Source organism: Verrucomicrobiia bacterium (genome assembly GCA_035489575.1).
GTDB lineage: Bacteria > Patescibacteriota > Saccharimonadia > Saccharimonadales > JAGQNK01 > DATHJY01.
Map to the genome: position 1 here is coordinate 189,113 of DATHJY010000011.1, position 12,095 is coordinate 201,207.

The following is a 12,095-nucleotide window of genomic DNA, read 5'->3' on the forward strand; positions in this document are numbered from 1 at the left end:
TGACATGTGCAAGAACTACCGTACGTGGTAGTTTTTTAAATTCAGGAGTATACCAGAGTGGCAGAAGCAAAGAAGAAGCGTCGCGTAGTCAAGCAAGTCGAGACCGTTCGCGAACAAGCAAATAAGGCTCAAGCAGCCCCAGCCAAAGAGCGACGTGCTCGCCGCACGGCATCAATCGCCGCCAAGCCCATTCGGGCAACTGGTCGAGTGGTCGCCAAAGGCGCCCGACCATTTAGTTTCCTACTAAAGCCCTTCAAGACCCGGCCCTTACGTTTTGTGGGACGTCTTTTGTATAAAATCCTCTTTATTGGATACTTCCGCAGCAGCTGGCAAGAAGTCCGCAAGGTAGAATGGCCCGGCAGTCGCGAAACCGTCAAACTGACCTTTGCGGTGTTTGTGTTTGCCATTACCTTTGGCCTGGTGGTAGCCCTGGTAGATTTTGGCCTGGATAAAGTCTTTAAACAATTACTATTGAGCTAGGGTGGACAAGGAGAGATTATGACGAAACGCTATGACGCCAGCAAACAATGGTACGCCATCCATACCTACAGCGGCTACGAAGAAAAGGTGGCTGAAAGTATCCGCCAACGCGCCGATTCTTTAGACATGAAAGACAAGATCTTTCAGGTATTAGTCCCCAAAGAAAAAATGATCGAAGTTAAAAACGGCAAACGCAAGGTTGTAGAAAAGCGTATTTTCCAGGGCTATGTTTTGGTTCAGATGAAGATGAGTGAAGACGCCTGGTATATTGTACGCAACACCCCTAGTGTTACTGGGTTTGTAGGCAGCGGCTCAGAACCAACACCCGTTGGTAACGACGAGATGGAAAAGATCATGAAGCGCATGGGCCGCGAAGAGCCCAAGCACAAGATCGACTACCGCATTGGCGAAGTTGTGAGTATTACCGACGGACCATTCAAGAGCTTTGATGGAACCATCAACGAGATTGACCCTGCCAAGGGCAAGCTAAAAGTCTTAGTTAACATGTTCGGCCGCGAAACACCGGTAGAGCTAGACAGTCTCCAGGTCAAACGCGTCTAAGAGCCTGTTCCAGATCTCGCTTACATGGCTGACCTCACCCCCGAGGCCATAGCTACCGTACCGTATCATGCACTAGAAAAAGGGCATGTGGTCTATTTGCAGCAACTTGATTTAGATGGACTTTCATCTGTTATTCGTGAGGCGCTTGCCCAGGACCCACCCAAGACACACTCGTGGCGACTATTGGTGGCATGGGTATTGGAGCCTTCAGTGAAATCCCAAAAGTCCCGGGCAATGCCGGTGCCCCCTTACTCTTCGGTGCGCATCTGATTGGGCAGCTCAGGCTGAACGAACGGCTCGGTCTTGAACCACCTTCGCCGGTGTAGAACTGTTGTGAGAATTCTTACATAGTTGCAAAATTATAGTTATTTCTAAATACTATACTTAATGACCATGCAAACTTATGTTGAGGGTGGCCAGGAAGTACTCGAACACTTTACTGCGCCCGCCGATGAAATCAAGGCGCCAGATACCGAATCGCCCGAGGAGCAATCAGCCGAAGAAGTAGGCTCGCTGACAGGCGACGAAGCTACCATGTCCTATGACGGACTGGCGTCGGCCACCACCCCAGAAGCTCCAGCCACGGACGACGCTGACATGAAAGCACGGATTGCCGCTCGCCGCGAAAGACGCCACCGTCGTATGCAAACAGGCCATCGCCAAGGTGGGGCCGATGCCCTAGGCGCATTCCTCAACGAAATCGGTACCGTCTCCCTCCTGACCGCAAATGATGAAAAGGAGCTGGCTCAAACCATAGAAGCCGGGCGTAAGGCCGAAAAACGGACAAACATGGCCCAAAAAGAGGGCCGCCCACCAGAAGACAAAGACCTAGCCACTATGACCGACGGTGCAGATGCAAAAAAACGTTTCATGGTGGCCAACCTGCGGCTGGTGGTTAGCATTGCCAAAAAATACCCCTTGCCGGCCAGCATGGAGTTACTGGATCTTATCCAAGAGGGTATCCTCGGACTGGACCGTGCCGTGGACAAGTTTGACTGGCGCAAAGGGTTTAAGTTCTCTACCTATGCCACTTGGTGGATTCGCCAGGCAGTGGGCCGGGCACTTGACCAAAAAGGTAGCCTCGTCCGCATTCGTGGCGAGGCAGGCCCCAACCTCCGGCGGGCTCTCAGGGAAGGCGGCGAGGAAGCCCTAGATGGTGAACTTCTGAGAGTCTACCGCATATCCAGCCCTTTTTCGCTGAATAGGCCGAGCGATCCGAATGAGAAAAAGCTAGAGTTTGGCGATATGCTTGCCTCGGACGACAGCACCCCAGAAGACGTCGTGGTGCACGGCACCGGACTGTACCGTTCCATCGAAGAGACAAGCCATAAGATGACCGACGAACAACGTCAAGCTGTAGAAATGCGTTATATGGGGGACGACGAACCGCCCACCTTCGCCGAGATAGGCAAGGAACTGGGTGGCATCAGCGCAGAAGAGGCCAGAAAACTGACCGCCGCAGGCGTAGATGTATTGCGTGAACCTCTGGAAGTGCTCACCGAGTGGGCAAAGGCAGAAGCCCGGAAGAGAGAGCGCACCCAAGCACACAAGCGTAAGCGTGATGTACAAGCAGGCCAAGAATCTTAGCCTGTGCATAGAATTTCTCGCATTGCGGACTGGCCAGCCTCCGGGGATACGTGCGACAGCATGCCGAAGATACTTAATTGCAAAACTATACCACTTTTTAGATACTAGCCTAATGGAACTGCAAGCATGCGCAAAAACCGAACCGCTGGAATTCGCAGCCACAGAGGACACCGTTGAAGAAACGGTAGGTGAAATTGTCAGCGACGAAGCGCCCCTAGCACATAATGGGCTTGCACAAACCGTAATCCACCGCCAAATAGACACACCAGACGACCGCGAGGCCGAGCGGGCCAGTCGCCAAGAAGCCGCTCGCCAAAGGCGGCAACACCGTCTGCGCAGCCCACGCAGGACGGGCCAAGACTCTATGAGCTGGTACCTAAGCGAGATTAGCGTGGTCCCACTGCTGACCAAGAAGAAAGAGATCGAACTAGCAAAAGCCATCGAAACGGGCCGTACAGCAACCGAGCTGATCGACCAAGGACGTCGCTCTCGGAAACTTCACCAGACCGCGCAAGCAGGACAAGAAGCCAAGGATATCTTTATACGATCCAACCTGCGCCTGGTTGTCAGCGTTGCTAAAAAATACCGAGTACCACCGAGTATGGAATTACTAGATTTGATCCAAGAAGGCAATCTGGGGCTGGAGCATGCAGTTGATAAATTTGAGTGGCGCAAAGGATTCAAGTTCTCCACCTATGCTACCTGGTGGATCAAACAAGCAATCGGACGGGCGCTTGACCAAAAAGCCAACCTGATACGCCTGAAGGGCACTCTGCCAGGAGAACTACGCGGGGCGTTGGCAGCTCAGACACAAGGGTATGATGACACTACGGGCGAACAGCTCGAGGGTGAACTGGGCCTGGCCTATCGGGCCGCCACCCCCGCCTCTCTTAGCAATGGCAACGAAGATGAACCCGGGCTGGACAACCTGCTACCTTCGCCGCTCAAGGGACCCGAAGAGACCCTGATTGACAACGCCGACAGAGCAACGCAGTATCAGTCCATCGAAGAGGCCGCTCACGCCATGAATCCTACACAACTAAGCGCAGTTAAACTGCGATATCTTGGGCCCGAAAAGCTCAGCTACCGAGCCGTTGGCGAGCAGTTAGGCGTGTCGCCCGAAGGAGCCAGACGCAATGTCATGAAAGGCCTGAAGATCATTCGTCAGGCACTAAAAGACCAAATCCAGGAGCCTGAGACTATTTAGTCATAACGGCTAACATCTCATATACTTCTTTCATGACACTGCAAATTTATGGCGAAGCTGCTAATTCCGGACTATCCCCTGAAGGTGAACCAGCAGGCTCACTGGCGGTAGAGGAATCCACGTTTGTCTATGAAGCCGCGCAAAGCGAACGGCTCCGGTCCGTCCGTGAAAGGCGGCACCTCCGTCTAGGCGGCTCCCGACCAGGGACGACAGATGCATTGAGCCAGTACCTATACGAAGTAGGAAGGTACGAACTCCTCACCAAAGAGGACGAGATACAGTTTTCTCAACAAATAGAAGCTGGCCGGGACGCCCTGCAACAAATCGAAAATGGCCAGGATGCCGTCGCCCATCGCCAAGCCGTACGCCAGGGTCAAGATGCTCGTACCCAGTTCGTGCAAGGTAACCTGCGCCTAGTAGTCAGCATTGCCCTGAAGTATCCGATACCGCCCTCCATGGAACTCTTGGACCTCATCCAAGAGGGTAATATTGGGTTAGGGTACGCAATTGATAAGTTCGATTGGCAGTATGGGCTTAAATTTTCTACCTATGCCACGTTTGCGATCCGGCACGCCATTAGTCGTGGCATGGATCGCGCGGCAAACGTCGTACGTTTACCATCCGGCCTGCCAGCGCAGCTCCGAGAAGCCCTCCGGAATCAGACCATGTGCCAGGGAGACCAGTCAGGCGACGACCTGCAGGGCGAAATGGGCAAGGCCTACCGAGCAGTCACTCCAACATCTCTAAATATGCCACTAGGCGAAGGGGACGACTCCGGCGAACTAGGCCAGATTATTCCGTCAGAAGGCCCCGGCACCGAAGAGCTGGCCGCCGCCAAGGTTCTTCAGCATGAAGTCCGCAAGCACCTCGATAACGCCAGCCTCTCCCCCAAGCAAAAGTTAGCCATGCAACTGCGCTTTTTGGACCCGGATGACCCCGAGCCAACCTTTCAGGCTATCGGACAGCGTATGGGAGGCGTCACTGGCGAGGCCGCTAGAATGACCCTCGACCGCGCACTGGCCAGCTTTCAGCGCTATCTACGCAGCAATAATCTAGATGATAACCTACTGGACAACAGAGGTGAGTTGTAGTATAGTTGGTCCGTTACGCACTACAAACAAGGAGCACAGTAAAATAGGAATTTATTCATATTTTACGAGCATCCGCAGTTTGTATCGGTCCCGAAGGGACAGATACTAAAACGTAGGAGAACAGTCCAAGCTTCAATGGCACTGTTCGCAAAAGGAGAACTACTTATGGCAAAAGCCATCAAAGCAAATCTAAAAATGAAAATTCGCGGCGGACAAGCCAGCGCAGCCCCACCCGTGGGTAGCACACTGGGTCAGTACGGCGTGAACATGATGGATTTCATCAATCCCTTCAACGAAGGTACCAAAGACCGTCAGGGCCAAGACCTGACCGTCCATATTACTATTTTCGAAGACCGCACTATGGCCTGGCGCGTGGTCGGCACCCCAACCGACGATCTGATCCGCAAGGCATTAGGTGTCCAGAAAGGCTCTGGCCGACCCAACACCGAGAAGCTACCCAAGAAGCTGAGCGACGCTCAGCTAACCGAGATCGCCGAGACCAAAGCCGGCGACATGAACACCGACGATATCCCAGCCGTCAAAAAGATGGTAGCCGGCACTGCCCGCAGCATGGGCGTAGAAGTCGAAGGCTAGATATGTCACCAGAAGCCGAACCAATGATCCATCCGCTAGACACAATGGAAGCAGCCGCTCAGGCTCTCCAGGACGCCCGAGATCAGTTGAAAGAAGCAGGCGGCAACTTTAACAGAGCGCTACAGGCCGCACACCAAGTCTACGGCAGCCTAGATCCAGAGGACCGGCAAAATTTAGGACCAATAGCAGATGCAGTCATGCGTCAGAATAACAATGGCTATAGTCCCAACGACCGCTAACGTTTAACTAACTTGTGGGAGGCAGATATGCCGCTGGCACCACGAAAGGATAAGAATTTATGGCAAAGAAAGCAGAACTACTAGAACAAGCCAAAGCACTTGGCTTGGAAGTAACCGATAAAAACACCATTGCAGAGCTAGAGACCGCAATCAAAGGCGCAGACACACCCCAAGAAGAGGTTGTTATCGCCGGCGAAGCAGCAGAAGCCGCAGTTGCACCCACAGAAGACGAAGAAAAAGCCACCACCAAGGCTGGTAAGCGTAGTGTCAAAGGCGTCAAAGAAGCCGAAGAAAAGCAGGCGAAGCTAGAACGCCAACAGCATGCTGCCGAGGAAAAGGCAGAGGCCGACAAACCAAAGGTTCAGCAAAAGCCCGCTCGCAGCAAGCTCGAGCGCCGCAGCAAAACCTACCGCAAATTGGCCGAGCAGATCGAAAAAGGCAAAGCCTACAGCCTGACCGAAGGTCTGGATCTGGCTACAAAGACCAATCCTGTCAAGTTTGACGCAACCGTAGAGGTCCACATCCGCCTGGGCGTAGATCCTCGCCAGGCCGACCAGAACATTCGCGACACTCTGGTCCTGCCAGCCGGAACCGGCAAAGCCGTTCGCGTAGCCGTATACGCTGACGTTGACGATGTAGCCAAGGCCAAAAAAGCCGGCGCCGATATCGCCGCAGGCGACGAGTTTTTACAGCAGCTAGACAAGGGCACTATCGACTTTGACGTCCTGGTAGCCACCCCAGCTATGATGCCCAAGCTTGGTAAGTACGCTCGTATACTTGGTCCAAAAGGTCTCATGCCCAACCCAAAGAGTGGCACCGTTGCCGCTGACGTAGCCAAGGCCGTCACCGAGGCCAAAGCTGGCCGGGTAGAATACCGCGTAGACAGCACTGGTATTGTGCATGTTGGTATTGGCAAGGTAAGCTTTGGGGCTGACAAGCTGACGCAGAATGCCCGCGCTTTGCTGACCAGCCTAAAGAACAACAAACCCACCAGCCTAAAGGGCACCTACATAAAGTCACTGTACGTGACCACCAGCATGGGTCCCAGCATCACCATCGAAACAACCGAAGCCAACTAGGCAGTAAAAGTTGTAGTAAAAACAGCTTCGCGCAACGCGGAGCTGTTTTTCTGTAGAATAGATAGGTAATGGTGGTAATTGGAATAACCGGGCCTATCGGTCACGGTAAAACAACATTTGCAGATGCCCTGGCCCAACACGAGCCCTCTTTTTGCCACCTAGAAGCCAACATGGCCATCATCGAAGTGGCCAACGCCCTGCACGAGGTGCTACCCGCAGATATAAGCCCTCACCAGATCGATTCCATAAATGCCTGGCTGCAGTCACTGCCGGATATTCTGCAACAAACAGTAGGTGTTACGTGCTCTTTTGAGCAGATCGCCCTCACGGCCCAAGCCGTGCAGAACCAGCCGGCAGAGTATCAAAAGCTCATGTTGCACATCGAGAACCTGCAGCGCAATCCAGTCCTCGCCCAACAGGACATAACCGCCGACAACAAAACAAGTTACCGCCCATTTTTGCAGTGGCTCGGCGGCTATCTGGTGGCAAAAGTAGACCCGGGCATTTGGTTCAACGAAGTTGTGAGGCGCCTCCAGCACAGCCAGCAAGCAGGCTGCAAGGTATGTATTATTGGTGGCGTACGCTATCCTTCGGATGCCAAAATACTACGCACAGCCAATGCCAAGATCATAGAGCTGTACCGCCCCGGGCACCTCCAGACCGACACTCTCGATCCCACCGAACGCGAACGCGACAGTATCCAGGCTGACAGCACGGTTATTAGCAACGGCAGTGTCGAAGATTTGCAACACTGTGCCGCACAGATATTGCAGGACATTCAGACTGACAAGCTCCAGCAAACCTATCAGACAAAGGCGACATAACATGGCACACTACCGGACCCGCAAAGAAACCATCAGTTACAAAAAGTATCTGCATGAGCGCAAAAAACAGGGCAAGGACAGTGACTGTATTTTTTGCGAGGTCGTGCCGGGCTTTCCGCAGTTTGTGAAAGAACTCAAACACTTCAAAATCATTCGCAATATTTTTATGTACTCCAGTTGGGACGGCCAGGCCGTTCGTGAACACTTGCTACTCGTACCTCACAAGCACGTGAACTCACTGGCACACGTTTCTAAGGCTGCTGCTCTCGAGTACTTTGACACCATCACTGCTTACGAAGAAAAAGGCTACCACGTGTACGCCCGGGGATCTGGCACCTCCACCAAGACCATCATTCATCAGCATACTCATCTTATAAAGCCGGCCGGCAAGCATCATAAGCTGGTCATCTTCCTGGCCAAGCCGTACATGCGTATTGTCAGATAAGCCCCACCTGTAGTTGTATTATTGTACTAACGCTTGCATCACAGTTTTGACACCCCGTACAATACATACACATTAGAGGGAGTAATCAGTGGACCTTGAAGGTACAGGGGTTTATAGCAACAGCCAAATAAAAGCCGCCATTTCAGACGGTCATATTGTATTTCACCCTTATATAGAGGACCACATTGCCGGCAGCAGCGTGGACGTGACCTTGGGCCACTGGTTTTATCGTACCGAGCGCAATGGCCACAGCGGCTTCTACAATCCGTTCGACGAAAGCGACGTCCGGCGTTACTTTGACGGACCGTTCCATGCCGACACCCACGATTTTTGGGCGCAAGCCAATGGTCGCAAGCCCTTTGGTGGCATCCCGCCAGACCATCCCATTATTATTCTGCGGCCGGGCGAACGTATCCTGGCCCACACCCATGAATTCATCGGCATCAAAGCCCCTGGCACCAGCACCATGCAAGCCCGCAGCACGTGGGGCCGCAATGGCGTGGCCGTCTGTCTGGACGCCGGGTGGGGGGACCCTGGCTATATCAACCGCTGGACCATGGAAATCTACAACATGAACCAGCACGAGAGCGTTGTGCTGCCGGTAGGCGAACGCATTGCCCAAATGGTCTTTTACCATACCGGCCCCGTGGACGGAGAATACAAAAACCTCAGCGGCAAATACCAGTCAAATGACAGTGAAAACCTAGTAGACATCATTAACAATTGGCGCCCTGAGCAAATGCTGCCGCGAGCTTACAAAGACACCCGCCGCAAACCGAGGGAAGTGTAATGGGTGCAATTGACCAAGATCCATGGTTTTTGAGTGACAAGCTAGAAGGCAAATACCCCGTTGCATCGCCAGATGAGTTGGCCGATGAATGGCACGCCTACACAGAACGAGAAACGCACGCACTACAGGGTGTGTTAGGTGCCTACGCCAAACCTGTCGGGGAAGTATGTGCCGTCGCCTCTATCGATTTATGCGAAGTAACGCGTGACACAGCCGTAAGCCTTGGCGATTTGGTCGGCGAACCACTCGAACGCGGACAGTACTCAGAGGGCACCTGGTATTCTGTCGAAAACATGGGGTTAGATTTTGAATACTCAGTCGTACTTGGTGGGCTCCAACACCTCATGAACAACGACCTCGTAGGAGCCATCCCAGGAATTGACGAGGTGAGCCACACCTTGCGTGGCTGGCGAGAGCAAGGCGTCTATATGGCGGCCAATACATCTACCTTGCCCGGCTGCGAACTTGCTACTATCCGTCATCACCTCGAAAAAGATCTGAAAGGATGCTTTGACGCCCTTCTTCTACCTCGCAACTACGACGGCAGAGGGAAAATGACCAAGGCGCAGGCTCTGGATGTGCTCGGCCAAGAAGCCGGGATAGACATAGGGGCGCTGCCACTGGTACACATTGACGACGCTACCCACCATGTCCAGGGATTTATTGATCACTTCGGGGACCATCCGACAAGCGCATTCCTAATGCCAGCACACAACTACAACCAAGCACCCGTGGCAGAGATGCGCTGCGAAGATCCGCCTGAGGCATTCGCACGAGCACACGAATTCTTACAAAAACAAGGAGTACTGCAATGAGCGAAAAAGGTGTGTTTCTAGTCATCGAGGGCACTGACGGATCAGGCAAGGGTACCCAGTTTAAATTGCTAGAGGAACACTTACGCCAGCAGGGTCACGACGTGGTGACGTGTGATTTTCCACAGTACGATCAGCCCTCTAGCTTTTTTGTACGCGAATACCTAAACGGCAAGTACGGCACTGCGGACGAAGTAGGCCCCTATACCGGTTCGCTCTTTTACGCCCTAGACCGCTACCACGCTGCCTCCCAGATCCGGGAAGCTCTGGAAGCCGGCAAGGTAGTGCTAGCCAACCGCTTTACGGGCAGCAACATGGCCCACCAAGGCACCAAGTTCAACCACGCCGAAGAACGCCGGGGCTATTTTATCTGGTTGGACAACCTCGAGTTCCAGATGCTGGGCATCCCGCGCCCAGACAAGAGTTTCGTACTCCGGGTGCCAGCCGAGATCGCCCAAAAACTAGTAGACCAAAAAGAGCAGCGCAGCTACACCGATAAAAAACGCGATATCCACGAGGCCGACCTAGGCCACCTGCAAAAAGCCGTCCAAGTCTACGATGACCTATGTCAGCTATTTCCCAAGGACTTCCAGCGGCTGGACTGTGTGCGAGGCGACACACTGCTTTCTATCGACCAAGTTCAAAATATGCTCCGCAAAACTATCCAGCCACTGCTACCAAAACCAGCTGGCAAGAAATCAGCTGCCACCACGGCAAAAGCCCCCAGTAGTATCAAGAAGCCAGACAACCCGTACGTCAAAAAGACCAGTCATGGCTGGGAAGTGACAGAGGCCGGCAAGCAGTTCCTAGAAGCAGCCATAACCAACGTAGACGGCGATGTCTATGCCTTCAAAGATAAGCTAAGCACGCTTACGGTGGCAGCAGCCATGGCCAGACTCAGTCGCCGCGGGGACGACATGCGTGTCACCATGCTGGACGAATTTGCTATGCACGAGGGCAAAGACGAAGGCCTGATCCACCGCGTAATTACCGCCTATGGGGACGACTCCGTCCAACAGCTAGTGGGCCAACACATCGTGGTAGAGAACGCTAGCAACCTACTGACCAAACAGCTCGAATGGGGACGCTTGGCGTCCTACCTAGAACAGTCCACCCGCTATATTTACTTTGACCAGAAAGATGCCAAAGGGCAATACAAATACTACACACCAGATCATATAGATGAGCTGACCACGGCCAAATACACCGCCACCATGGATAGCATTTTTGACACCTACTCGTCCATGGCCCGCGATCTGACAAATTATTTGCAGATCCACTCATCTACCCCCAAAGAAGAGCAAGACGGTGCCTGGCGCGGGGCCATCCGGGCTCAAGCCTGCGATGCCATCCGGGCAACGCTGCCCGTAGCCACCAAGTCTACCGTGGGTATTTTTGCCAGCGGCCAGGCGCTAGAGATGCTTATCATGCGTCTGCGGGCCAGCGAAAGCAAAGAAGCCCAAGCCGTTGGCGAGCAAGTTCTGCAAGAAGCCCGCAAAGTTATCCCAACCTTCCTGGAGCGAGCCGACAAGCCCGAACGTGGTGGTGCCACCACCGCCTACCTGTCTGACAACCGCAAAGCCATGAAGTCAGTGGCCAATCGATACCTACCAGACACCCACAGTAACGGCCACCAAGCCGTTACCCTGCACAGCGTCTGGCCCCGCAAAGAACTAGACCTGGTGCCACACATGCTCTACGAATCGACGCAGCTGTCACTAGAAGAAATCACCAAAGAAGTAAACACCTGGCCCATAGACAGAAAGCTCGAAGTATTCAACACCTACATAGGAGAGCGCCTGAATCGCCGGCACCGTCCGGCCCGGGCATTGGAGCAGGCACACTACACCTGGGATCTGCTGTGTGACTACGGCATTTTCCGTGACCTGCAGCGCCACCGCATGGTGGACGACCTACAGTGGCAAGCGCTGACCCCCCGATACGGCTACGAAATACCCAAGCTGGTAGAAGACGCCGACCTGACCGAATCGTTCGAGAAGTGTTTTGACCTGTCTGCCAGGTTGTATTCCACACTCCAGGCCGCCGGCTATCTCTACGAAGCCCAGTATGCCACCTTGTTGGGACACCGCATGCGCTGGAAGATTACCTATAATGCCCGCGAAGCATTTCACCTGCACGAACTGCGTACCAGCCCCCAGGGACACCCCGGCTACCGCAAACTCGTGCTCGAAATGCACCAGAAACTGGCCGAGGTTCACCCCATGCTGGCCGAAGCCATGAAGTTTGTGAACCAAGGGGAAGACCCCGAGCTAACCCGTCTGGCAGCCGAACGCTACACCCAGTTCAAGCTGCAGCAGATGCCGGAAAATATCTAATTATTTAACCTAATTTACAAAAAAGCATAAATACAGTATAAATATACTCT

General features: G+C 53.5%; 13 protein-coding genes and 1 pseudogene. All 14 read left to right on the forward strand.

Annotated features, from left to right (window positions below; genetic code table 11):
* Positions 1-57 precede the first annotated feature (57 nt).
* The 14 genes and pseudogenes from secE (at position 58) to VK694_05625 (ending at position 12,045) form a co-directional block, all read left to right on the forward strand.
* Positions 58-480 (forward strand): preprotein translocase subunit SecE, encoded by a 423-nt coding sequence (gene secE / locus VK694_05560; protein ID HTE58183.1) that lies wholly within the window; start codon positions 58-60, stop codon positions 478-480.
* Between the two features lie 18 nt (positions 481-498).
* Positions 499-1,041 carry a transcription termination/antitermination protein NusG gene (nusG, locus tag VK694_05565; protein ID HTE58184.1) on the forward strand — a complete coding sequence of 181 codons (543 nt, stop codon included), beginning with the start codon at positions 499-501 and terminating at the stop codon, positions 1,039-1,041.
* 24 nt (positions 1,042-1,065) lie between these two features.
* Positions 1,066-1,311, forward strand: coding sequence for a hypothetical protein (locus VK694_05570; GenBank protein ID HTE58185.1), 246 nt, complete (start codon positions 1,066-1,068; stop codon positions 1,309-1,311).
* Positions 1,312-1,434: 123 nt separating this feature from the next.
* Positions 1,435-2,628 (forward strand): sigma-70 family RNA polymerase sigma factor, encoded by a 1,194-nt coding sequence (locus VK694_05575; protein ID HTE58186.1) that lies wholly within the window; start codon positions 1,435-1,437, stop codon positions 2,626-2,628.
* Between the two features lie 112 nt (positions 2,629-2,740).
* The gene (locus tag VK694_05580) at positions 2,741-3,835 is read left to right on the forward strand and encodes a sigma-70 family RNA polymerase sigma factor (protein HTE58187.1); all 1,095 of its coding nucleotides are present in this window, start codon (positions 2,741-2,743) and stop codon (positions 3,833-3,835) included.
* A gap of 32 nt (positions 3,836-3,867) precedes the next feature.
* Positions 3,868-4,926, forward strand: a complete 1,059-nt coding sequence (locus VK694_05585) for a sigma-70 family RNA polymerase sigma factor (protein ID HTE58188.1) — start codon at positions 3,868-3,870, stop codon at positions 4,924-4,926.
* 165 nt (positions 4,927-5,091) lie between these two features.
* Complete coding sequence (gene rplK, locus VK694_05590; GenBank protein ID HTE58189.1) at positions 5,092-5,520, forward strand: 50S ribosomal protein L11; 429 nt, start codon at positions 5,092-5,094, stop codon at positions 5,518-5,520.
* A 2-nt stretch (positions 5,521-5,522) separates the two neighbouring features.
* Positions 5,523-5,759 carry a hypothetical protein gene (locus VK694_05595; protein HTE58190.1) on the forward strand — a complete coding sequence of 79 codons (237 nt, stop codon included), beginning with the start codon at positions 5,523-5,525 and terminating at the stop codon, positions 5,757-5,759.
* A gap of 386 nt (positions 5,760-6,145) precedes the next feature.
* Positions 6,146-6,838, forward strand: a pseudogene (rplA, locus tag VK694_05600) (50S ribosomal protein L1).
* Positions 6,839-6,906: 68 nt separating this feature from the next.
* A complete protein-coding gene (locus tag VK694_05605; GenBank protein HTE58191.1) occupies positions 6,907-7,662 on the forward strand; it encodes a hypothetical protein in 756 nt (251 codons plus the stop codon).
* A 1-nt stretch (position 7,663) separates the two neighbouring features.
* The gene (locus VK694_05610; GenBank protein ID HTE58192.1) at positions 7,664-8,107 is read left to right on the forward strand and encodes a hypothetical protein; all 444 of its coding nucleotides are present in this window, start codon (positions 7,664-7,666) and stop codon (positions 8,105-8,107) included.
* Positions 8,108-8,195: 88 nt separating this feature from the next.
* Positions 8,196-8,897 (forward strand): deoxycytidine triphosphate deaminase, encoded by a 702-nt coding sequence (locus tag VK694_05615; GenBank protein ID HTE58193.1) that lies wholly within the window; start codon positions 8,196-8,198, stop codon positions 8,895-8,897.
* Positions 8,897-9,712: a hypothetical protein gene (locus tag VK694_05620; protein HTE58194.1), complete on the forward strand. Its 816-nt coding sequence runs from the start codon at positions 8,897-8,899 to the stop codon at positions 9,710-9,712. Before VK694_05615 ends, VK694_05620 begins: the two co-directional genes overlap by 1 nt.
* A complete protein-coding gene (locus tag VK694_05625; protein HTE58195.1) occupies positions 9,709-12,045 on the forward strand; it encodes an FAD-dependent thymidylate synthase in 2,337 nt (778 codons plus the stop codon). The genes VK694_05620 and VK694_05625 overlap by 4 nt, the downstream gene beginning before the upstream one ends.
* Positions 12,046-12,095 lie beyond the last annotated feature (50 nt).

Coding starts and splice junctions, on each gene's coding strand:
- nusG (HTE58184.1), top strand. CDS start 499: ATGACGAAACGCTATGACGCCAGCAAACAATGGTACGCCATCCATACC.
- VK694_05570 (HTE58185.1), top strand. CDS start 1,066: ATGGCTGACCTCACCCCCGAGGCCATAGCTACCGTACCGTATCATGCA.
- VK694_05575 (HTE58186.1), top strand. CDS start 1,435: ATGCAAACTTATGTTGAGGGTGGCCAGGAAGTACTCGAACACTTTACT.
- VK694_05580 (HTE58187.1), top strand. CDS start 2,741: ATGGAACTGCAAGCATGCGCAAAAACCGAACCGCTGGAATTCGCAGCC.
- VK694_05585 (HTE58188.1), top strand. CDS start 3,868: ATGACACTGCAAATTTATGGCGAAGCTGCTAATTCCGGACTATCCCCT.
- rplK (HTE58189.1), top strand. CDS start 5,092: ATGGCAAAAGCCATCAAAGCAAATCTAAAAATGAAAATTCGCGGCGGA.
- VK694_05595 (HTE58190.1), top strand. CDS start 5,523: ATGTCACCAGAAGCCGAACCAATGATCCATCCGCTAGACACAATGGAA.
- VK694_05605 (HTE58191.1), top strand. CDS start 6,907: ATGGTGGTAATTGGAATAACCGGGCCTATCGGTCACGGTAAAACAACA.
- VK694_05610 (HTE58192.1), top strand. CDS start 7,664: ATGGCACACTACCGGACCCGCAAAGAAACCATCAGTTACAAAAAGTAT.
- VK694_05620 (HTE58194.1), top strand. CDS start 8,897: ATGGGTGCAATTGACCAAGATCCATGGTTTTTGAGTGACAAGCTAGAA.
- VK694_05625 (HTE58195.1), top strand. CDS start 9,709: ATGAGCGAAAAAGGTGTGTTTCTAGTCATCGAGGGCACTGACGGATCA.